This is a genomic window from Olleya namhaensis (genome assembly GCF_900114005.1).
In the GTDB taxonomy this organism is placed as follows: Bacteria; Bacteroidota; Bacteroidia; order Flavobacteriales; family Flavobacteriaceae; genus Olleya; species Olleya namhaensis.
Window position 1 is genome coordinate 274,069 of the sequence record NZ_FORM01000002.1, and the last position, 23,665, is coordinate 297,733.

The window sequence follows — 23,665 nt, forward strand, 5'->3', positions numbered from 1 at the left end:
TTTAATATTATTAAACGGTTGTGATTGCTTGTTCTCTAAATGTTCTTACTTTCTCCAAAAACTGCGTTGCATTTTGGATATATCGAGAAGCAAACGCTTCCGTTGGAGGAAACACTTTTATTTGGTAGATTAAATCTGAAAAAGAAACTCCTAAGTCTATTTTATTTGAGGCCACAAACAACTCGTCAAACTGACTTACAATACCAGCTTGTGTATTTGTTTTTATGTTTTCAGAAATTAATATCGCTTTCGCGGAATTAACCATAGATCGGTACGCTTCGTAGATAGCACCCGAGTAAACTTTGTCATTAAAGGATTGTTGCGCTTCTGCAATTTTTTCATCACTTTCAAGAAACAATGTTGCAATTAAATCAATAACAACACCTGCACACTCTCCCACACCAATAGCTTTAACATAAGCTTCTTCGGTTCCCCAATCAATAAAATCTTCTTGTGTTAGGTTGTCAACATCAGATAAATCTGTAAGTAATTGATAAAAATACTTTTCGCCTTGTTGTTTATAATATTCAGAAAACACAAGCCCGTTAGCATTAGCTTCAAAATCGTTTAAAATACGACGCAACGCTTCTGGACCTCTTCTACTTGGCACTTTTACAACCTTATCTGCAAAATAAGCATTACCATCTCCAAGATTTGCACCACCTAAAAGCACTTGTAATGCAGGAGCAACCAGCTTATCTTTTGTACGAATAGACATCCCTTGAAAACCAATATTTGCCATATTGTGTTGTCCACAAGCATTCATACACCCACTAATTTTAATCACTAAATCTTGATTAGATAAGTATTGAGGATATTCTGCTTTTATAACACGTTCCAATTCTTCCGCTATTCCCGTACTACTAGCAATACCTAAATTACAGGTATCAGTACCAGGACAAGCTGTAATATCTACAGCTTTATTATAACCGGCTTCCGTAAACCCTAATTTTTTTAATTCAGTATAAAAAAATGGAAGCAACTCTGCTTTCACAAACGGAATTAAGATGTTTTGTCTTAATGATAAACGGATTTCTCCAGCAGCATACTGCTCCACTAAATCTGCTAATAATCTTGCTTTATCTGTGTAAAAATCGCCTAATAACACTTTAATACCAATAGCAAAATAACCGTTTTGCTTTTGTGGTATTACATTAGTCGCTTGCCATAAATTATAAGTTTCAGTATCCTCAATAGTTATAACCGGAGCTTTAACTGAGACCGGTATTGAAGCTGAATAATTGGCTTCATCAATAGTAACCGTCTTAAATTCTATTGCATTTTGTTCTTCTTCAACTAAAATTTTAAACGCTTCTAAACCAATATCTTTTATTAAGAATTTTAATCTTGCTTTCGCACGACTTTTACGTTCGCCATAACGATCAAAAACTCTTAAAACACCTTCCATTAATGGAATGATTTTGTCTGAAGCTAAAAAGGTATAAAACAAATCTGCGTGTCTTGGCTGAGACCCCAGTCCACCACCAAGCATTACTTTAAATCCTTTAACACCGTTTTCAATCTTAGCAATAAATCCTAAATCGTGCATGTATGATAAACCAGTATCTTCATCTGTACCAGAAAAAGACACTTTAAACTTACGTCCCATTTCTTGACAGATTGGGTTTCGTAAAAAGAATTTAAAAACAGCATCCGCATAAGGAGACACATCAAAAGGCTCGTTACGATCTATCCCTGCAGTTTCACTAGCTGTTACATTTCTTACCGCATTACCACAAGCTTCCCTTAGTGTGACATTATCACGCTCTAATTCTGCCCAAAGTTCTGGCGTACGTTGTAAATCTACATAATGGATTTGGATGTCTTGACGTGTAGTAATGTGCAACCTACTTCTAGAATACTCATCAGACACCTCGGCAATACGACGCAATTGGTTACTTAACACTTTCCCGTAAGGTAGTTTTATTCTAATCATTTGTACGCCTTCCTGACGCTGACCGTAAACCCCACGTGCTAAACGTAAACTTCTAAATTTTTCTTCATCAATTTTCCCGTTATTAAACAGCTCAATCTTATTGGCTAATTCAACAATATCCTTTTGTACTAAAGGGTTTTCAATTTCTGTTCTAAAACTTTGCATTATCTTATATATAATCCCTATAGACTTTGTAGGGTAATTAGAATTGATTTATAAAATTATTTTATTTATAGTTATTTAACTACTGTAAATGGATACCACACTCTCTATTTTGCAAAGCCTTTATAGGATCAAAATAGTCACTGTTTTTTGGCAAATTATTCTTGATAAGGTAATTGTCCAAATCAGCATCAGTACACCAATAAAAAGGACTAATTTTTAAAATCCCATCTTTACTGTAACTTAAAATATCTTTTTTACTTCTTAATTCTGTTTGTCTCACTCTAATATTAGTAAACCACAAATCAGGATTAGTTTCTTTTAAAGCTCTTCTAAATGGTTCCAATTTAACTAATTCAGAAAACGCCTCGTGGTTATCATCCTCAACACTCGGCACACCAATTGTAGCATCTATTTCCGCTTTACTTTTAACAGATTGATACTTTTTTATATTCAACTGGTAGGTTTTAATAAGATCTTCCGCATGAGCATAAGTACTTGGTTGATTATATAACGTATCACACCAAATTACTTTTATATCCTTATCGTGCTTAGACATTTTACTTAAGAGAATAGCAGAATAGACACCAAAACTTGTAGTCACAATTCTATTATCTGACAACCCCAAAGCCCATTCAATAATTTGATCTGGTGTTTGATGTCTTAATTCTTTATTTATTTTATTTATATCCAATTCTATCATTACATTCCAACATTTTACTATTACCCTATAGATTTAGTAGGGTAATAGTGCAAACCTATAAATTTATATGTTATAAATCAAGAATAATAGTTAAAAAAATAGGGGTGATTATTGAGAATCTGCTAATTAGATAAATCCGCTAATGTCGTATTTCTAAAAATCTCTAATGTACTATCACGTACTTTAAGCATAATTTTATTGACTGCACAAATATCCTCATCTGGACAATCTTGACATTTTTCGTAAAAGTTTAAACTTACGCAAGGCACCATGGCTATTGGACCTTCCAAGACTCTCATAACTTCCGTCATAGGAATATCTTTTGGGTTTTTCAATAAATAATAACCACCACCTTTGCCTTTTTTAGAACCTAAAAAACCACTTTTACGAAGCGATAATAAAATCGTTTCTAAAAATTTTAAAGAAATATTTTCGCTTTCAGATATTGTAGCAATTCTAACAGGCACATGTGTATCCTGTCTTGCTAGAAAAGTAAGCGCCTTAATTCCGTATTTTGTTTTTTTAGAAAGCATGATACAAAAGTAAGCGTTTTTTATTATTAAAAAACAGCTTCTGCGATTGCTTTTATATTATCACTTTTTCCCATCGAATAGTAATGTAGCATCGGTAATCCTGCTTTTTTAAGCTCTAAAGATTGCTGTATACACCACTCAATACCAACCTGCCTAACCTCAACATTTGTTTTACATTTAATAATACTTTTAATTAACGCTTCTGGTAAATCCACATGAAAACGATGCGGAATAACATTTAACTGTTTTAAAGTAGATATTGGTTTTAATCCCGGGATAATCGGGACCGTAATCCCCTCACTCCTACATTTGTCTACAAACTGAAAGTACTTTTCGTTATCAAAAAACATTTGTGTGACCACATATTCAGCGCCATTTTTAATCTTCTTTTTCAAAAAATGAATATCACTATCCAAACTCGGTGCCTCCATATGTTTTTCAGGATACGCACCAACTCCAACGCAAAAATCTGTGGCACTACAATTAAGTAATTGATCATCTAAATAATTAGCCTTATTAAGCGCTGCTATTTGTTTTACCAAATCACTAGCATAGGCATGGCCCTCTTTTTCTGGCGTAAAATAGGTTTCGGTTTTAACCGCATCACCACGTAACGCCATAACATTGTCAATATTTAAAAAATCCAAATCAATCAAAAAATTCTCAGTATCCTCTTTAGTAAAACCACCACATAAAATATGCGGAATAGCATCCACATTATATTTATTCTGGATAGCAGCACAAATACCAACCGTGCCCGGACGCTTTTTAACCACCTGTTTTTTAAGCAAACCATCACCCAAATCCTTATAAACATATTCCTCACGGTGATACGTCACATCAATAAAAGGCGGATTAAAGGCCATTAATGGATCAATATTATCAAAAATCTTCTGTATGTGTTGCCCTTTTAAAGGTGGTAAAATCTCGAAAGAAAATTGCGTTTTCCCTTCACCTCTACTTATATGTTCTGTTACTTTCATTTTGTGCCTAAAATTATTTCAGTACTATTTTTTTTGGCGTTACCGCAAGGGTCGCGCTTTCACTACTCGCTCTCTGCGAGGAGCTCAGACAAACCGTTCAATCACTAACGCACTAATCCGCTAAATTTGGGTTTAGCCATTTGGTTGCTTCTGCTTTACTAATGCCTCTGCGTTTTGCATAATCATTTAATTGATCTTCTTTTATTTTTCCTAAGCCAAAATACTTAGCCTCTGGATTTCCAAAATAGTAACCACTTACACTAGCTGCAGGCCACATGGCTAGACTCTCTGTTAATTGCACACCAATATTTTCTTCAACCTTTAACAGCTTCCAAATGGTTTGCTTTTCTAGATGATCTGGACAAGCAGGATAGCCAGGTGCTGGCCTAATGCCCTTATAATTTTCTTTAATCAAATCTTGATTAGTAAGACTTTCGTCTTGTGCATACCCCCAATGGTTGGTTCTAACTTCTTTATGCAAATATTCGGCGAAAGCCTCCGCTAAACGATCAGCTAATGCTTTTATCATAATCGAATTATAGTCATCGTTATCATCCTCAAACTGCTTAGCTAATGCTGCAGTTCCAAATCCAGTAGATACACAAAAAGCGCCCATATAATCTTGGATTCCGGTGTCTTTTGGTGCAATAAAATCTGCTAATGCATGATTAGGCACACCGTCTCTTTTCTTCAATTGTTGACGTAAGGTTAAGAAGGTTAGTTGGTCCTCCTGATTATGAGATACTGAAACAAGTTCAGCATCACGTCCTTTGAGAGTAACCTCAATATCATCATCGTTTACAGTATTTGCAGGAAATAATCCAAAAACAGCTTTAGCTTTTAATAACTTTTGATCAAAAATTTTCTGTAATAATTCTTGAGCATCAGCAAACAAATCCGTTGCTTGTTCTCCAACAATAGTATCCGTTAAAATATCAGGATATTTACCATGTAAATCCCAACTTCTAAAAAACGGGGACCAATCTATAAACGACTCTAATTTAGTAATATCAAAATCTTCAATGATCTCGATGCCCAATTGCTTAGGTTTTACAATAGTGGTGGTATTCCAATCGATTGGAAACTTTCTTTTCCTAGCGTCTTCAATGGTGATATAGTCCTTTTGTTTTGTTCTATTTAAAAACTGCTCTCTAAACTTATCATACTCCGTTCTAATCTGTTCTTTATAAACAACATTATTTTTGTTTAACAGCTCGCCAACCACAGTTACTGCTCTAGATGCATCATTAATATGCACAACGGTATCTTTATAATGTGGTGCAATCTTAACAGAAGTATGCGCTTTGGACGTTGTTGCACCTCCAATAATTAACGGAATATCTAAATTATTTTTCTCCATTTCTTTAGAGATATAAACCATCTCATCCAACGATGGTGTTATTAATCCACTTAAACCAATAATATCCACTTGCTCTCTAATAGCAGTTTCTATTATTTTTTCTGGCGGAACCATAACGCCTAGATCCACAATCTCATAATTGTTACAACCCAAAACAACACTCACTATATTTTTTCCAATATCGTGCACATCTCCTTTTACCGTTGCCATTAAAATTTTACCAGCAAACTCCTGTTTTCCGTCTTTTTCTGCTTCTATAAAAGGTTGCAAATAAGCAACTGCTTTTTTCATTACTCTAGCCGATTTTACAACTTGTGGTAAAAACATTTTTCCGCTACCAAACAAATCTCCAACAACACTCATTCCAATCATTAAATTACCTTCAATAACTTCAATTGGTCTTTTAGCAATTAGCCTTGCTTCTTCAACATCTTCAATAATAAAGGCATCAATCCCTTTAACTAACGCATGTGTAATTCGTTTTTGAAGTGGTTCGCTTCTCCATTCCTGAACAGCCACATCGGCTGCTTTATAATTATCTTTAACCGTTTCTGCATAATCCAATAAGCGCTCTGTAGCATCGTCACGTCTATCAAACAAAACATCTTCCACACACTGTAACAAGGCTTTATCAATTTCGTCATAAATCTCAAGCATCGTTGGATTTACAATTCCCATATTCATCCCATTTTTAATGGCGTGATATAAAAATGAAGAATGCATGGCTTCGCGCACTGTATTGTTTCCTCTAAAAGAAAACGACACATTACTAACACCTCCAGACACATTAGCATAAGGTAAATTTTCTCGAATCCATTTTGTGGCATTAAAAAAATCTAATGCATTTTTTCTATGTTCTTCCATTCCTGTTGCTACAGGAAAAATATTAGGATCAAAAATAATGTCCTGCGGAGGAAACCCCACGGTATTGACTAAAACGTCGTAAGACCGTTTACAAATTTCAATTCTACGCTCATAAGTATCTGCCTGACCATCTTCGTCAAAAGCCATAACAATTACAGCTGCTCCATAACGTTTAACTAATTTAGCCTGATGTATAAAATTAGCTTCACCTTCTTTTAAACTTATAGAATTAACAACTGATTTACCCTGGACCACCTTTAAGCCGGCTTCAATAATTTCCCATTTAGAGCTATCAATCATTATAGGGATTCTGGAAATATCAGGTTCTGAAGCAATCAGGTTTAAAAAGGTGGTCATGGCATAAACCCCATCCAACATCCCTTCGTCCATGTTGACATCTAAAATTTGCGCGCCACCATCTACTTGGTCTCTTGCAACCTCTAAAGCTTCGTTATATTTTTCTTCTTTAATTAATCTTAAAAACTTACGAGACCCAGTAACATTAGTACGTTCTCCTACGTTTATAAAATTACTTTCCGGCGTTACAATTAAGGGTTCTAACCCAGAAAGTGTTAAATATTTATTGGTGCTTTTTTTCATGTTTAGTTTCCGCGAAAGCGATAATTTACAGGTGTGTTTAAACTATTTTATCAGAAGTAAAAATGTCAACTTGATTATATTAAACAGCAACATCTGTTTGCCTTGGTTTATAGTTTTTAGAAACCTCAGCAATGGCGTTAATATGTTCTGGATTTGTACCACAGCAACCGCCAATAATATTAATTAGACCGTCTTTTAAGTATGCTTCAATTAAAGCCTGCATCTGTTTGGGTGTTTGATCATACTCGCCAAAAGCATTGGGTAATCCTGCATTTGGATGTGCCGATGTATAAAACTCGGTTTGATTAGACAACCGCTTTAAATAAGGTTGCAACTGTTCTGCTCCAAGTGCGCAATTAAAACCAACACTTAACAACGGAATATGAGATACCGAAGCCAAAAAAGCTTCTACTGTTTGTCCTGATAATGTGCGCCCAGAAGCGTCTGTTATAGTACCAGACACCATAATTGGAATATCTATATTGCGATCTTCCTTGACTTCTTCTATAGCAAATAATGCCGCTTTAGCATTTAGAGTATCAAAAATAGTTTCGACTAAAAGCAAATCTACACCGCCATCAATTAAAGCTTCTACTTGTTGTTTGTAAGCCACCCGTAATTGATCAAAAGTTACCGCACGATATTCTGGTCTATTAACATCAGGGCTTAAACTTGCTGTACGATTTGTTGGACCAATACTACCTGCAACAAAACGTGGTTTATCTGGGTTTTTATTAGTGAACTCCGTTGCGACATATTTAGCAATTACAGCAGACTCATAATTAAGTTCATAGACTAAATTTTCCATATCATAATCCGCCATAGCTATTGTTGTACCAGAAAATGTATTGGTTTCTACTATATCCGCTCCCGCTTCAAAATACTTACGGTGTATATCTGCGATAGCATTAGGTTGTGTTAATGACAGCAAATCATTATTTCCTTTTAAGGAAGACGGATAATCCTTAAAACGTTCTCCTCTAAAATCTTCTTCAGAAAAATTATAACGTTGTAACATAGTTCCCATCGCGCCATCTAAGACTAAAATTCGTTTCTGTATTTCTTTATAAATATCTGCCATACCCTATATTTTAAAGATAAGATTGAACGTTTTGCCAAGGACCACCATTAATGACATCTACCCCATAATCCGCCAAAAGATCTTTAGCCCTTTCGCTTCTTGCACCACTTCTGCAACATGTAATAATGGGTTTTTGCAGTGCTTTTACATGCTCAATTTCGTCTTCTAAATCATCCAAAACAATATGCAAGGACTGCTTAACATGACCTTCATTATATTCTACTTCAGTTCTGACATCTAATATTACAGCACCTTTGTCTAAGTATTCTTGGATGTGTTTAAATTCTGGGTTACTACTCATAATTTATATGTTTTATTTTAAAAAGCTAAAGCTTGTTTTAAATCGTTAATAATATCTTCAGGGTGCTCCAACCCTACTGAAATACGTACCAAACCACCGGTTATACCTGTTTGCAGTCTTTCCTCTTCTGTTAATTTTGCATGTGTGGTCGATGCTGGGTGTGTAACTATAGTTCTGGTATCACCTAAATTTGCTGACAATGACAATAGTTTTATACTGTTTAAAAACTGTCGTCCTGCATCAATACCGCCTTTAACTTCAAATGCAACAACACTTCCACCTGCTTTCATTTGCTTTTTAGCCAACTGATGCTGCGGGTGTGATTTTAAAAAGGGATATTTTACAAGATTTACTTTATTGTGACTTTCTAAAAACACGGCTACTTTTAAAGCATTATCACAATGTCTGTCCAATCTTACTGCTAACGTCTCTAAACTTTTAGATAACACCCAAGCATTAAATGGTGATAATGCTGGTCCTGTGTTTCTTGAAAACAAATACACTTGCTTAATTAACTTAGCATTACCAACAGTTATACCGCCCAACACACGACCTTGACCATCTATTAATTTTGTAGCAGAGTGAATTACTAAATCTGCTCCAAATTGTATTGGTTGCTGTAAATAAGGTGTCGCAAAACAGTTATCAATAATTAAAATAAGGTTGTGCTTTTTGGCAATGCTTCCTAAAGCTTCTAAATCCAAAATATCTACCGCTGGATTTGTTGGACTTTCGGCATAAATAATTTTTGTATTAGGTTGAATTAAACGTTCTATGCTTTCAATTTCATCTATTTTAAAATAACTAGTGCTAATATTCCATTTAGGCAAAATATTTTTAAACATGGTTTGAGTAGAACCAAAAACACTTCTGCAAGACAGTATATGATCTCCTGCATTTAGTAACGCTGCCAAGGTAGAAAACACAGCAGACATACCTGAAGCAAATGCATAACCATTTTCCGCGCCTTCCATTTTACATATTTTATCTATAAATTCCGATGTATTTGGGTTAGAATAGCGACTGTAAATATTACGCACTTTCTGATCTGCAAAAGAAGCGCGCATATCCTCAGCATCTTCAAAAACATAACTAGACGTTAAATATAATGGCGTAGAATGCTCTAAATACTGACTGCGCTCCGTCTGTGTTCTAATAGCTTCGGTTTCAAAATGGTGTTTCATATTTATATTGCTTTTTTTAATACAGCATCGCTTGTGTTTTCAATTTTAAACACGGGTGTTAATAATTTTGATAATTGCTCAAATTCGATTAAAAAAGCATCGTGACCATGTATGGATTTTATTTCGCCAATAGTCACATTTTGTTTTACAGATTTTAGGTCAATAAACGTTTCCCAGTTTTCTTCAGCCTTAAAAAACAAATCACTATTAATAGTTATGATATGTACCGTCCCACTAATTCTAGAAGCAACCTCCTTAAAAGCTAGTCTGTTTCTGGTTATGTCTATAGTTTTTAAAACTTGGTTCATTAATTTATAGGCAGATAAATTAAATCGCTTATTTAGGTTGTCTCCATGATAATTAAGCCAACTTTCCACCTTAAAAAGGGATTCTGAGTTTTGATTACGATCAAATTTTTTGGATAACGACTCTGGTGTACGATATAAAGTCATAGCATGCATCCTTGCATCCTCTAAAGGCTTGCTTGAATTATTTAAAATAGCATCTTGAATATGGCAATTAGCAATTAACCAATCTGTTACTTTCCAATCTGTAGCTATAGGAATAATATGCGTTGCTAAGTCTGGTTTTAACACAGCTAGCTCCCAAGCAATACCACCACCTACTGAACCTCCAATAATAGCAAACAACTTATTTATTAATAAATGCTGTAAGCCTAAGGCGAATAGCTGCGCTATATTACGTGCCGAAAAATCTTTATAATTATGAATCAGATTTGCGGGATTAGCATCAAACCCATTACCTGGAATATTAAAAGCCAAAATGGTATAATGCAATGTATCTATACACTTATTATCTCCAATTAAATCAGACCACCAACCATCACTTCCAGTAACATTACTATTACCAGTTAACGCATGATTAACCAAAATAATGGGCGCCGTATGTAATGGCTTACCAAAAACTTGATACGACAAATTAATATTGGTTACTGTTCCGTTTTGAGTAACAAAATCAGGTATATCTATGTGTTTTAACTGACTCATGGTATTGTGTTAGAAATAGGTTTCACGCTTTAAAATGGCAACTAAAAAGCGTGAAACTATATTTCGGGTTAAACAACTAAAATTATTTTATACTTATGCTAAAACTGTTTTTTTAACTACTGCAAACGCTTCTTTTAAATCGGCTTTTAAATCGTCAATATTCTCAATACCCACAGATAGTCTAATTAAATCTTTTGTAACACCTGTAGCATGTTGCGCCTCATCACTAAGTTGTTGATGCGTTGTACTTGCTGGATGAATAATTAATGATTTTGTATCTCCAATATTTGCTAATAATGAAAACAGTTTAGTAGTATCAGCTATTTTTTTAGCAGATTCAAAACCACCATCAACTCCAAACGTTACAACACCACTTTGTCCTTTTGGCAAATACTTTTTAGCTAAAGCATTGTATTTACTAGTTTGTAATCCTGGATAGTTTACCCAAGTTACCTCTGGTTGTTCTTGTAACCATTTTGCCAATTCTAATGCATTTTGAGAATGCTTTAAAATCCTTAGTTCTAAAGTTTCTAATCCTTGAATAATCTGAAACGCATTAAAAGGGCTTAATGCACCACCATAATCACGTAAACCTTCAATTCTCACTTTTGCTATAAATGCTGCTGCACCAATAACATCACTATAAACCAAACCATGATAACCTGCAGAAGGTTCTGTAAATTCTGGAAATTTTCCATTAGTCCAATCAAATGTTCCTGCATCTACTATAATTCCTCCTAATGAAGTCCCGTTACCTGTAATATACTTTGTTAAGGAGTGAATGACGATGTTTGCGCCATACGCGATAGGATTTAACAAGTAAGGTGTCGCAACTGTATTATCTACAATTAATGGTACTTTATGCGCTTTTGCTTGTTTTGATATGGCTTCTAAATCTAATACATCCAATTTTGGATTCCCTAAAGACTCTACAAATACAGCTCTTGTGTTTTCTTGTACTGCTTTACTAAAATTTTCTGGATCTGACGGATCCACAAAAGTGGTTGTAATACCGTGTCTTGGTAAGGTTACACTTAATAAGTTATAAGTCCCACCGTACAAACTACTAGAGGCAACAATATGATCTCCTGCTTTTAATAGCGTTAATAATGTTGTAGAAATTGCTGCTGTACCTGACGCTGTTGCGACTGCCGCAATACCACCTTCTAGCGCCGCAATACGTTGCTCTAAAACATCGTTTGTAGGATTGTTTAATCGTGTGTAAATAAACCCAGGGACGGATAAGTTAAAACGTCCTGCTGCATCATCAGAATCGTCAAAAACGTATGATGTTGTTTGATAAATTGGAACCGCTCTTGTCCCTCCTGTTTTTGTTGTGTCGTGACCTGCGTGTAATGCTTGTGTTGCAAATTTTTGTGTACTCATTTTTCTAAGTTTTTCGAGTTAAATAAATTAAACCAAAAGTCAAATAAGTCTCTTTGTGAGACATACATAATAGAAAAATGTTAAAAAGAAAATACTAATTACAGATGGGTAATTAGATTTGAGTTATCTATCCAATGTTTCGATTAATGAATCGAAAATTAAGTAGAATTTAGCACCTTCTTAGTAAGTCTAAGGGTTGCTAAGGCTTCAGCGAGTCTATCTCTCCACCTTTCTTGATAACATTTCAGTAAGTTTTTGAACTTTGTGAATACAAATATTGCAAAATATATTGTTTACAAACAAACAAAACAGAATATTTTTCCGAATAATTAACAAATAATTAATTAAACAGAAAATAATTCTTAATAATGCGATTTAAACAGAATAAAAAACTAACAAAAACAAGTATGGCAAGTTTGAAAAAGATCAAACCTGCCATACACCCTTAGTAAAAAAAATAATTTTTTAGGAAATTTAAGCCGAATTACGACTCGCGTTTATATTTCCAAACAACGATCGTGTTACTAGTTTTTCATAAACTGCAATAAGTGCTGTGTCTTTTACTTCTACTTTTTCTAATTCTTGAATTTGTTTTAAAGCAAATTGCTGAATAGTTAGAAGTGGCAATACAATAGATTCTCTGACCTTAATAGACGCTTTCCCTGATGGTTCTTCCTCCATTAACTCCGTGTAACCCGTAAGCTTTAAAATTAAGCGTTTTGTAGTAACGTATTCCGTATGGATAACATTCCAAAAAGCACCATATTCTGGATCATCACTCATGTATTTAGTCAAATCAAAAAACGACTTTGATAAAGACATCATACTATTTTCTATTAGTGTTTTAAAGAAACTAGACGTTTTAAATAAGTTTTGCGCTTTTTCAAATTCGCCTGCATCTTCATAATGCTTTAAAGCAGTACCAACACCAAAAAACCCTGGTACATTCTGTTTTAATTGACTCCAAGATCCTACAAATGGTATGGCTCTTAAATCTTCAAACACCAAACCTTCTGCTTTACCACGTTTGGATGGTCTACTTCCAATATTAGTTTTAGCATAGTACTTTAAAGTACTCATATGTTCTAAATATGATATAAACTTGGGATGGTTTTTAAAATCTACATAAGCTTGGTAACTCAGTTTTGCTAAATTATCCATCACCACTCTATTTTCTGGTAACATACGCAAATCCGTATCGCTTAAACTATTGTAAATACCAGAACTGATTAATTGCTCTAAATTATATTGTGACGAATCTAACGTTCCAAAATTAGAACTAATAGTCTGTCCTTGAATAGTTAATTGCACTTCTTTATCCTCAATAGTTGGTCCTAAAGATGCATAAAAATTATGTGTTTTACCTCCACCTCTTGCTGGCGGTCCACCACGACCATCAAAAAATATTACTGTAATATCATATTTTCTAGAAATAGCAGTCAAACGCTCTTTAGCTTTATAAATAGCCCAGTTAGCCATTAAATACCCACCATCTTTAGTTCCATCACTAAACCCTAGCATAATGGTTTGTTTATTTCCTCTAGCTTTTAAATGTTTGGCATAAGCAGGATTAGTATACAACTCTTCCATAACTAGATGTGCATTTTCTAAATCTGTAATAGTTTCAAAAAGCGGACCGACATCTACGGTTAAATCATCTTGAAAAGCAACCAATTTTAGCATAGCAAATAACTGCATAACATGCAACGTTGTTTGATTATTACTTATAATATATCGGTTTGCTGCCAACTCTCCATTAGTCTCTTGGATGGACTTTAAAGCCTTTATGGTATTAAGTGCTTTAAGCGTTTCTTCGTCTTTAATTAAAGACAAGTCTACTGTACCTTTTACCTCAGATAGTAGTTTTACTTGCTCTTTCTCTGATAAATCATGATAATTAGCAGGTATATCTTTACTTCCATTTTCTATCATACTATTTATCATAGACGTAAATATGGAGTGATGTACTCTACTATCTTGACGTATATCTAAACTTGAAAAATGAAATCCAAACAGATGTAATTTGTTTAACAAACTAGTAATCTCAGTAACATATAGCGACTGATGCTTGTCAATAATGATTTGCTTGATTTCTTTTAATTCTGAAACAAAACCGTCTAAAGTTAAAGTCGATTTTTCGTTAAGAATCTTTTTATATAACTCAGTTTCGATTTTAGAAATACGCTCCTCAACACCTTGAAAAGTTAGTTTACGCTTTAACTTCCTAACATCTTTATGGTAGTTTTTAATAATAGTTTCGTGTAACCTTGTTGCCACTTTTACTGTTATTTCCGGCGTTACAAATGGGTTACCATCTCTATCTCCTCCTGGCCAAAATCCAATATTAATAATCTCGTTATCTATATGCTGACCATCAAAAATATTTTGCTGGATGTAGTCGTAAATTGTTCCGAAGGATTCATAAAAAACATTTTCTAAATACCATATCAAGCTAACCGCTTCATCATAAGGCGTTGGCTTTTCATGTTTAAAAAATGGTGTTTTTCCTAACTGTGCCAATAAATCATTGATTCTTAATAAATCATTTTGCTTTATAGCTTCTGTAAGATCCGTAATAATACCTAAAACTGCTCCAGGATAAAACTGTGTTGGATGCGCTGTTAGTACAATACGTACTTTAAACTCTTCTAAATACTGACGTAATTTATCTAGCTTCCCTTCCGCAGCAGCGCTCTCTTTTAAACTACGAAGCGTACCTATCCCTTCCATATTATTAACAATAGGAAATGCTGCATCTTCAATAGCATCAAATAACACGACTTGACGTTCTATATATTGAATAAACCTAAATAATAAATCTATTTTGGATGAATCCGAACGTCTAGCTTGATATTTTTTAAAAAAAGTATCGACAATCACGGTAGGGTTATCTCCACTATCAAATCCTTTTTTACAAGTCTCATGAAACAAAGGAAGTAAGACTCCTGTTTTTGTAATTGTATCAAAAGGAAGCGTCATAAAAATACCATTGTATATTTGATATTTTGACAATACATTTTGATTAAAACGTGTTAATTTAGGTTGTAAAGACATAACGCTATTTAAGTTTATTTAATTTATAAAGTTAAGCAACAATCGTTTACTATATAATTTTAGCCAAAGATTTTGCGAATTATAATACTATATCGTTTACTTAATACGAAATGTATAATTTAACCTCTGTTTTTTGATTTTTACTAAATCTGAAATAATAATTTGAATTGATCAATTAACTATTTTTAACTTTAGTAACCTTTATAACTTACTTTATTTTGCTACTTTTGCACCTCAATAAATTTAGAGGACGGATTTGACTGATTGCAACCTCATTAAAAAATGCTAAAGGCAGTGTAAACTTCCTTAGACGCTTTCGTCAAATCTATTATATACATTTTAAAAAACAAATATGGCGTATTTATTTACATCAGAGAGTGTGTCTGAAGGACACCCAGACAAAGTAGCAGATCAAATTAGTGATGCTTTAATAGATAATTTTTTAGCATTTGACCAAGACAGTAAGGTTGCTTGCGAAACTTTAGTAACTACAGGTCAAGTTGTATTAGCTGGAGAGGTTAAATCAAACACGTATTTAGACGTACAAAAAATAGCAAGAGATACCATTAATAAGATTGGATATACTAAAAGTGAGTATATGTTTGACGGTAATTCTTGTGGTGTGTTTAGCGCAATACATGAACAGTCAGCTGACATTAATCGTGGTGTTGACAGAGCTAGTAAAGAAGAGCAAGGTGCAGGTGACCAAGGAATGATGTTTGGTTATGCTACTCGTGAAACTGAAAACTTTATGCCTTTAGCATTAGACTTATCTCATAAAATTTTAATTGAATTAGCGGAGTTACGTCGTGAAAACAAAGACATCACTTACTTAAGACCTGACTCTAAAAGTCAAGTAACTATTGAGTATAGTGATGATAATACACCACAACGTATTGAAGCTATTGTAGTGTCTACACAACATGACGATTTTGATGCTGTAGATGACGTGATGTTATCTAAAATTAGAAAAGACATTGTTGAGATATTAATACCAAGGGTAGTTGCTAAATTACCAGAAACTATCCAAGCGTTATTTAATGACGACATCAAATACCATATTAACCCAACAGGAAAATTTGTTATTGGTGGACCTCATGGAGATACAGGATTAACAGGTCGTAAGATTATTGTTGATACTTACGGAGGAAAAGGAGCCCATGGTGGTGGTGCTTTTTCAGGAAAAGATCCAAGTAAGGTAGATAGAAGTGCTGCTTATGCGACAAGACATATTGCTAAAAACCTAGTTGCAGCAGGTGTTGCTGACGAAGTTTTAGTACAGGTATCTTATGCTATTGGTGTAGTAGAACCAATGGGGATTTTTGTTGATACTTATGGTACATGTCCTTTTAATATGACAGATGGCGAAATTGCTCAAAAAATATCTAAGATATTTGACATGCGTCCATCAGCTATTGAAGACCGTTTAAAATTACGTAATCCAATGTACAGCGAAACTGCTGCATACGGACATATGGGTAGAAAAAACGAAACCGTATCTAAAACATTTTCAAGACCAAACGGAGGAGACATCACTTTAGATGTTGAATTATTTACTTGGGAAAAACTAGACTACGTAGATAAAGTAAAAGCTGAGTTTGGATTATAATAACCAACTTACTGATATAAAAAAAGCCTCTCAAAATATTTGAGAGGCTTTTTTTATGTATTAGTTTGCTTTCCACTTTATAGGTAAATGCACCACTTTTTTAGTTTCAAAAAATTCTTCTTCATAAAAATCTGAAATATCAAAAATCTTAGCGGTTTGATAATTTTGTAACTCTTCCGTTAAATCACCACCTTTTAAATATAGGATTCCATTTTTCAAATCGTTTTGTTGTGCCTTAGCTACTTTACCTTTTATCCAATGTACAAAGGTTGGCATTGCTGCAACCGCACGACTAATAATAAAGTCGTAAGTTTCTTTAATATCCTCAACTCTAGAGTGTGTTACTTTTACATTTTGAAGCTCAAGACCCGCCATAACTTCACGTACCACATTTAGTTTTTTGTTAATACTGTCTACTAAATGAAACTCGCATTCTGGATACAATATAGCCAATGGTATTCCAGGAAAACCACCACCAGTACCAACGTCCATAAGAGAACTTCCTGCTTTAAAATCAACAATTTTAGCAATCGCTAAACTGTGTAATACGTGACGTAAATACAGCTCGTCAATATCCTTTCTAGAAACCACATTTATTTTAAGGTTCCAATCTTGATACAAAGCTTCAAGCTTAGTAAATTGTTCTATTTGTAAAGGTGTTAAATCAGGAAAATACTTTAAAATCAGCTCCATAGTCGTTTATAATTTTTGGCAAAAATATGCATTTTAACACTAAAAAGGGAGGTTCTGTTTTGCTTAATTAATTATCTTTGTAATAAATATTATTTAGCGATTTTTTTCGTTAAGATAAAAAAGAATACTATTACGATGACAAAACAAACAGTAACGTTCTCTCGAACAGACTCTGCAAAATTTTTTAAAACACTTAACAAACGTGTTAATAATTATTTTAAAGAAAACAAGATTAAAAAAACAGGTAACTGGAAATTATATATTAAAACAGTAGTAATGTTTACATTATTACTAGGTCCCTTAGTATTGTTATTAACGGTTGACTTACCAACTTGGCTACAAATTATATCTGTTATGGTTATAGGTATTGGTATGGCTGGTGTAGGTATGAATGTTATGCATGATGCCAATCACGGATCCTTTTCTAGTAAAAAATGGGTAAACCGCTTAATGGGAAGTAGCATACACATTTTAGCTGGTAATGATTATAACTGGAAAGTGCAACACAATGTGTTACACCACACTTACACTAACATTGAAGGGCACGATGAAGATATTGACGCTGGAAGAATCATACGTTTCTCTAAGCATTCTAAATGGTTAAAAATTCACCAATACCAAAAATATTATGCCTTTTTACTTTACGGTTTATTAACTGTAAATTGGGCTATCACTACAGATTTTAAGCAAACTTACATTTACTTAAAAAGAAAATTATCTTATGGAGATTTCCCTAAGCCTGCAACCCAATGGACTAAATTAATTATTGGTAAAATCTTATACTACACTATTTGGGTAGTCCTACCTTTATCATTAGGCTATGCTTGGTGGCAAGTATTAATTGGCTTTTTGATCATGCATTATACTGCAGGAATCATTTTAAGCGTTGTCTTTCAATTAGCACACGTTATGCCTAACACGGACATGCCTTTACCTGACGAAAACGGTAACATGAAAAACACGTGGGCCATTCACCAGTTATTTACAACGTCTAACTTTTCGCCTAAAAATTGGTTAGTAGAATTTTACACAGGTGGATTAAACAGACAGGTAGAACACCATTTATTTGCACATATTAGTCATGTACATTACAAAAACATTGCTAAAATAGTAAAAGATACAGCGCATGAATTTAGCTTACCATACAACGAGTATAACACGATGTGGAAAGCTATTGGAGAGCATTACCAACAACTAAAAATGTTAGGACAAAACCCTAACATAGCGTAATTAATTTTTGCACAACATAACAACACACAAATGAACCAACCACTTTCTGACCGTATTTTAAACATGTCTACCTCTGCCACTTTAGCTATGGCAGCAAAAGCAAGAGAACTTAGAGGTGAAGGCAAAGACATTATTGGATTAAGTTTAGGAGAACCAGACTTTAATACACCGGACTTTATTAAAGATGCTGGTATCCAAGCTATAAACGACAATTATAATTCATACTCTCCAGTGGATGGTTATGTAGAATTAAAAGAAGCGGTTATTACCAAGTTTAAACGTGATAATAACTTAACCTATACGTTACCACAAGTAGTTGTGTCTACAGGAGCTAAACAAAGTTTAGCAAATATAGCTGCTGTTATGTTAAACAAAGGAGACGAGGTTATTTTACCATGCCCTTACTGGGTTAGTTACTCTGATATTGTTAAACTTAGTGAAGGTGTCCCTGTTGAAGTTAAAACAAGTATTGATACAGACTTTAAAATGACGCCTGCACAGTTAGAAACAGCTATTACACCAAAAACAAAAATGGTTTGGTTTAGTAGTCCTTGTAACCCAAGTGGATCATTATATAGCAAAGCAGAATTAGAAGCTTTGGCGGTTGTTTTAAGACAACATCCAAATATTTATGTAGTCTCTGACGAGATTTACGAGCACATCAATTATACAGGTAAAGCACACGCAAGCATGGCTGGTATTGATGGTATGTTTAACAATACTATTACAGTAAACGGAGTCTCTAAAGCATTTGCTATGACTGGATGGCGTATTGGTTACATAGGTGCCCCAGATTGGATTGCACGTGCGTGTAACAAAATGCAAGGTCAAATTACTAGTGGTGCAAACTGTATTGCACAACGTGCAGTAATTACAGCTTTAAATGCAGATCCTAGTGTTGTAAAGTTTATGATTGACGAGTTTAAAGTACGTCGTGATTTAGTTCTTGATTTACTTAGTAACATTGAAGGTTTTCAAACTAACACACCAGAAGGTGCTTTTTACGTATTTCCAGATGTGTCTTACTTTTTTGGAAAAACATTAAGAGGAAAAACAATTAATAACGCAACCGACTTTTCTTTATATTTACTAGAAGAAGCTTTAGTAGCAACCGTAACTGGTGATGCTTTCGGAAATTCTAATTGTATCAGAATAAGTTATGCGGCTTCACAAAAAGAAATTATTGAAGCTATTAAGCGTATCAAAGAAGTGGTAAGCTAACTAGCAACCCTATAAATTATTAAAAGCTTCACTTAGGTGAAGCTTTTTTTTACATATAATATATTAGCGTTCCAATTAAAATCAGCATCACAACTGACAAAACTACGACTTGTTTAGTACGCCTTAATTTTTGCTCTTGCTGCAGTTTCTTGCGTAACATTAGAATCTTTTGCTCTGTGATCTTCGGTAAATTATATTCTGTCTTCTCTGTAGAATTAGTAACAAAACTAAAAGACTTCTCTTTACGTTTTGCCATCATACTTCTATTACTTTTTAACGACTGGTTTGCAGCCATCATTGCGCCTTCTCCTCCCATGATTTCTAAATTTTAGTCTGAATGACTTCAGAAATTAAACATTAATAATCCGTGGACAGTTGAAGTTAATTCAACTACCTTAAAATTATTCCATAAAAAAAAGCTGCTTTACATATAAGTAGCAGCTTTTTGATAAATGTTACATTTCTTTATAAAGAAAATAACAAAAGACTAATAAAATTAAGTAGCAATTAATACTAACATAACCGCAAACAATGCCACTTTAATTAGTGTCGCAGTGGCACAACAAGTTCTATTATAAGACCAACTTTTTAATTGTTGCCTTCTGTTAAACAGAGATTTTGATTTGAAATTTCTATAATTTGAAATAACAATAGACTTGTAATTTGTATTTAAGATACCTGAATAATTATTAAAAGAAATAACTGAGTCTGGTTCTAATGATTGTGTGTTGATTGATAATTCCATGATTGATTGATGTATTGGTTATATAATAAAGACGAGGTAGTCTTTAAAATGTTACAGTACAACATTAAAATACATGGAAGTAATTAATTTGTATTATCTGTTTCGCCAGAAGAAAGGCGTCAATAAAATAAGCACCGTAAACAACTCTAATCTACCAATTAGCATTAAAAACGCAGACCACCACTTACCTATTGCAGGTAATGATGCGTAGTTATTTACTGGACCAAATTGCCCTAAAGCAGGTCCAACGTTACCTAAGCTAGAAGCCGCAATACCTATAGAGGATTCAAAATTAATACCCATCATAGAAAAACCAAGAGCACCGATAATAAAAGAGATCATATATAAAATAAAGAATCCTAATATATTAAATACAATTTCTTTGGAAATTGCCCTTTTGTTATATCTAACAGGTACTATAGCATTAGGGTGTAACGTTCTTTTAAATTCTAAAAACCCATTTTTAATTAAGACCATGTGGCGCACTACTTTTACACCTCCAGCAGTACTTCCTGCTGACCCGCCTAAAAACATCAACCCAAAGAAAAGCACAACTAAAAATGGTGTCCACAGTGTATAATCTGCGGTAACAAATCCAGTGGTTGTTATTACTGATATTACTTGAAATAAAGCATGTCTAAAAGCACTCTCTCCACGTCCCCAAACCATTGGATGGTCTATAGACGATAATGATAAATCTGCTCTGAAATAAATAATTAAAGCTGATACAATAGTAAAAATAGCCACAAACATGAAGTACAATTTAAACTCCTCGTCCTGGATTACCTTTTGCACTTTTCCTTTAAAAGCAAAATAACTTAAGACAAAATTTGACCCTGCCAAAAACATAAAAAAGATAATAATATACTGTATAATAGGCTTATTATTCCAATAGGCAACACTGGCATTTTTTGTAGAAAACCCACCAGTAGACAAAGTACACATCGAGTGATTTACAGCATCAAAAAAGCTCATTCCTGCTACCTTAAGTAATATAGTTTCGGCAGCTGTATATCCAAAATAGATTAACCACAGACGCTTAGCTGTATCTGTAATTCGTGGATGTAATTTATCTGCACTCGGACCAGGTGCTTCTGCAGCAAATAACTGCATCCCTCCAATACCTAATAATGGAAGTATGGCTACTGCCAACACAATAATACCCATACCACCAATCCAGTGCGTTAAACTCCTCCAAAACAATACCCCTTTTGGAACAATCTCAATGTCATTTAAAATGGAAGCTCCCGTAGTTGTAAAACCAGACATGGTTTCAAAAAAAGCATTTGTAAAACTTGGAATAGCTCCTGTAGCTAAATATGGAATAGCACCTGATAGTGACATTACAATCCACCCAAAGGACACTACAATATAACCCTCACGTTTGTTTAACTCTTTGTTATGGTCCCGATGATTAAACATCCCTAAAAGACCAAAAAGTAACACTCCAAAACCAGATAAAAACAGATTTAATGTTACCCCATCTTCATAGATAAGACTGACTAATGCTGACAACAAAATAAAGCCACCATTAAACACCAATAACAATCCGAAAAAATAAAATATTATTTTGTAGTTAAGACGTAAACGTTTTCTCATTATAAAAATAATTTTTCAACCTCTTTTATAGATCTTGGTAAACAACATACCACGATATAATCGCCTTCTTCGATCCTAAAACCTCCTAAAGCTATTAAACCTTCACCGTGTCTAATTACACCGCCTACAATAGCTGATCTAGGAAACTTAACGTCTTTTATTAATTTATTACAAATCTTAGAACTAGACTTGACCTTAAACTCTAACAACTCTGCATTCATGTTGTTAAGTTTAGTCATTGCAACAACATCACCTTTACGGATATATCTAAAAATGTTATTTGCTGCAAGTAGTTTTTTATTTATAAGTGTATCAATACCTATAGATTGAGACAATTCAAAATAGTCCATATTCTCAACCAAAGCAATAGTTTTCTTTACACCTTTAGACTTAGCCATCAAACAAGACATGATGTTAGTCTCTGAATTACCAGTTACAGAAATAAAAGCATCCATATCGCTAATATTTTCTTCTTCTAATAATTCTACATTTCTACCATCACCATTTATCACCAGTACTTTTGGCAAATCATCTGCTACATCAAAAGCAACATCTTTATTATTTTCTATTAATTTAACATTAAAACCATTAGCAGATAAGTCTCTTGCTGTTTTAAAACCAATTTTACTTCCTCCTAAAATCATAACATCCTTTACAGGAGTATTGGCTTTACCGGTCATTCTGCATAACTCTTCTCCTCCACCTGCACACGTAATAAATACGGCATTATCACCTTCTCTAAACTCAGTATCTCCTCTAGGAATAATTGTATACTGTGTTCCAAAACGTTGAATTGCAATGGGCACAAAATGTATTTCAGAAAATAACTCGGCTGCTTCTTTGACTGTTTTTCCAACAAAACCTGCGGTTCTTGAAAGCTTTAAGCTTACCATGGTTAATGCACCATCTTCAAACTCATAACTATCTTTAAAAGCCGATTGATTTAAAAGTAACTCAATCTCTGATGCTGCTAAACTTTCTGGAGAAATCAATTCATCAATACCAAATCTAGTAAACCCTACCTCATCTTTATGTTTAATAAACTCGGTATTAGAGATTCTTGCAATGGTACGTTTTGCTCCTAGTTGTTTGGCCAAAACACAAACTGTAATATTTGTTGTTTCGGATGCTGTAACACCAATTAAAAGATCTGCGCGGTCAATTTTTGCCTCTTTTAAAATAGCAATTGACGTCGCATCACCTTTTATGACTTTGATATCTAAATGGTTATCCGCGTAAGACAAACTGTCTCTATCCGTATCAATAAGTGTAATTTCTTGAGACTCGTAAGACAATAATTTTGCTAAATGAAATCCAACTTCACCAGCTCCAGCAATAATTATTTTCATATTTATTTAATAATGGGAATGCAAAGATAATTAATTTAAATATTTAAGGGTCAATTATTTATTCT

Annotated in this window: 19 protein-coding genes and 1 riboswitch; of the genes, 3 read left to right on the forward strand and 16 right to left on the reverse strand. The window is 33.8% G+C overall.

All coding sequences use genetic code 11. The features are described 5' to 3' along the window. Window positions 1–10: 10 nt before the first annotated feature. The 11 genes from BMZ09_RS04310 to BMZ09_RS04360 form a co-directional block, all read right to left on the reverse strand. Window positions 11–2,101 (reverse strand): HEPN domain-containing protein, encoded by a 2,091-nt coding sequence (locus BMZ09_RS04310; protein WP_090837828.1) that lies wholly within the window; start codon window positions 2,099–2,101, stop codon window positions 11–13. 79 nt (window positions 2,102–2,180) lie between these two features. Beyond that, complete coding sequence (locus tag BMZ09_RS04315) at window positions 2,181–2,801, reverse strand: phosphoadenosine phosphosulfate reductase domain-containing protein (protein WP_090837829.1); 621 nt, start codon at window positions 2,799–2,801, stop codon at window positions 2,181–2,183. A 122-nt stretch (window positions 2,802–2,923) separates the two neighbouring features. Continuing rightward, window positions 2,924–3,334: an RrF2 family transcriptional regulator gene (locus BMZ09_RS04320; protein ID WP_090837831.1), complete on the reverse strand. Its 411-nt coding sequence runs from the start codon at window positions 3,332–3,334 to the stop codon at window positions 2,924–2,926. Between the two features lie 26 nt (window positions 3,335–3,360). Beyond that, the gene (gene metF / locus BMZ09_RS04325; RefSeq protein WP_090837832.1) at window positions 3,361–4,317 is read right to left on the reverse strand and encodes a methylenetetrahydrofolate reductase [NAD(P)H]; all 957 of its coding nucleotides are present in this window, start codon (window positions 4,315–4,317) and stop codon (window positions 3,361–3,363) included. 112 nt (window positions 4,318–4,429) lie between these two features. After that, the gene (metH, locus tag BMZ09_RS04330; protein WP_090837834.1) at window positions 4,430–7,141 is read right to left on the reverse strand and encodes a methionine synthase; all 2,712 of its coding nucleotides are present in this window, start codon (window positions 7,139–7,141) and stop codon (window positions 4,430–4,432) included. Between the two features lie 79 nt (window positions 7,142–7,220). Continuing rightward, a complete protein-coding gene (locus tag BMZ09_RS04335; RefSeq protein WP_090837835.1) occupies window positions 7,221–8,222 on the reverse strand; it encodes a homocysteine S-methyltransferase family protein in 1,002 nt (333 codons plus the stop codon). A gap of 10 nt (window positions 8,223–8,232) precedes the next feature. Continuing rightward, entirely contained in the window at window positions 8,233–8,523 is a 291-nt protein-coding gene (locus BMZ09_RS04340; protein ID WP_090837838.1) for a rhodanese-like domain-containing protein, read from the reverse strand. A gap of 17 nt (window positions 8,524–8,540) precedes the next feature. Beyond that, the gene (locus tag BMZ09_RS04345; protein WP_090837840.1) at window positions 8,541–9,707 is read right to left on the reverse strand and encodes a trans-sulfuration enzyme family protein; all 1,167 of its coding nucleotides are present in this window, start codon (window positions 9,705–9,707) and stop codon (window positions 8,541–8,543) included. 2 nt (window positions 9,708–9,709) lie between these two features. Continuing rightward, entirely contained in the window at window positions 9,710–10,714 is a 1,005-nt protein-coding gene (locus BMZ09_RS04350) for an alpha/beta fold hydrolase (RefSeq protein WP_090837842.1), read from the reverse strand. Window positions 10,715–10,807: 93 nt separating this feature from the next. Further along, window positions 10,808–12,100 (reverse strand): O-acetylhomoserine aminocarboxypropyltransferase/cysteine synthase family protein, encoded by a 1,293-nt coding sequence (locus tag BMZ09_RS04355; RefSeq protein WP_090837844.1) that lies wholly within the window; start codon window positions 12,098–12,100, stop codon window positions 10,808–10,810. Window positions 12,101–12,220: 120 nt separating this feature from the next. Further along, a riboswitch (SAM riboswitch) is annotated at window positions 12,221–12,343 on the reverse strand. A 231-nt stretch (window positions 12,344–12,574) separates the two neighbouring features. After that, window positions 12,575–15,154 (reverse strand): phosphoenolpyruvate carboxylase, encoded by a 2,580-nt coding sequence (locus BMZ09_RS04360; protein ID WP_090837845.1) that lies wholly within the window; start codon window positions 15,152–15,154, stop codon window positions 12,575–12,577. Between the two features lie 352 nt (window positions 15,155–15,506). Here BMZ09_RS04360 and metK point away from each other — a divergent pair, with 352 nt between their 5' ends. Beyond that, complete coding sequence (gene metK, locus BMZ09_RS04365) at window positions 15,507–16,763, forward strand: methionine adenosyltransferase (RefSeq protein ID WP_090837847.1); 1,257 nt, start codon at window positions 15,507–15,509, stop codon at window positions 16,761–16,763. A 60-nt stretch (window positions 16,764–16,823) separates the two neighbouring features. Here the strand turns inward: metK and rsmG are convergent, their stop codons facing one another. After that, complete coding sequence (gene rsmG, locus BMZ09_RS04370) at window positions 16,824–17,456, reverse strand: 16S rRNA (guanine(527)-N(7))-methyltransferase RsmG (protein ID WP_090837849.1); 633 nt, start codon at window positions 17,454–17,456, stop codon at window positions 16,824–16,826. Window positions 17,457–17,591: 135 nt separating this feature from the next. Between rsmG and BMZ09_RS04375 the strand changes: the two genes are divergently transcribed. Then, the gene (locus tag BMZ09_RS04375; RefSeq protein WP_090837850.1) at window positions 17,592–18,686 is read left to right on the forward strand and encodes a fatty acid desaturase family protein; all 1,095 of its coding nucleotides are present in this window, start codon (window positions 17,592–17,594) and stop codon (window positions 18,684–18,686) included. Between the two features lie 30 nt (window positions 18,687–18,716). Further along, complete coding sequence (locus BMZ09_RS04380) at window positions 18,717–19,907, forward strand: pyridoxal phosphate-dependent aminotransferase (RefSeq protein ID WP_090837852.1); 1,191 nt, start codon at window positions 18,717–18,719, stop codon at window positions 19,905–19,907. Window positions 19,908–19,956: 49 nt separating this feature from the next. On the opposite strand, the gene BMZ09_RS04385 is transcribed toward BMZ09_RS04380, so the two are convergent. The 4 genes from BMZ09_RS04385 to trkA all read right to left on the reverse strand — a co-directional run bounded on the left by BMZ09_RS04385 (window position 19,957) and on the right by trkA (window position 23,600). Further along, window positions 19,957–20,223 carry a hypothetical protein gene (locus BMZ09_RS04385; protein ID WP_090837853.1) on the reverse strand — a complete coding sequence of 89 codons (267 nt, stop codon included), beginning with the start codon at window positions 20,221–20,223 and terminating at the stop codon, window positions 19,957–19,959. Between the two features lie 180 nt (window positions 20,224–20,403). After that, window positions 20,404–20,652, reverse strand: a complete 249-nt coding sequence (locus tag BMZ09_RS04390; protein ID WP_090837854.1) for a hypothetical protein — start codon at window positions 20,650–20,652, stop codon at window positions 20,404–20,406. Window positions 20,653–20,745: 93 nt separating this feature from the next. Beyond that, entirely contained in the window at window positions 20,746–22,251 is a 1,506-nt protein-coding gene (locus BMZ09_RS04395; protein ID WP_090837855.1) for a TrkH family potassium uptake protein, read from the reverse strand. After that, window positions 22,251–23,600, reverse strand: coding sequence for a Trk system potassium transporter TrkA (gene trkA / locus BMZ09_RS04400; protein WP_090837857.1), 1,350 nt, complete (start codon window positions 23,598–23,600; stop codon window positions 22,251–22,253). Before trkA ends, BMZ09_RS04395 begins: the two co-directional genes overlap by 1 nt. Window positions 23,601–23,665 lie beyond the last annotated feature (65 nt).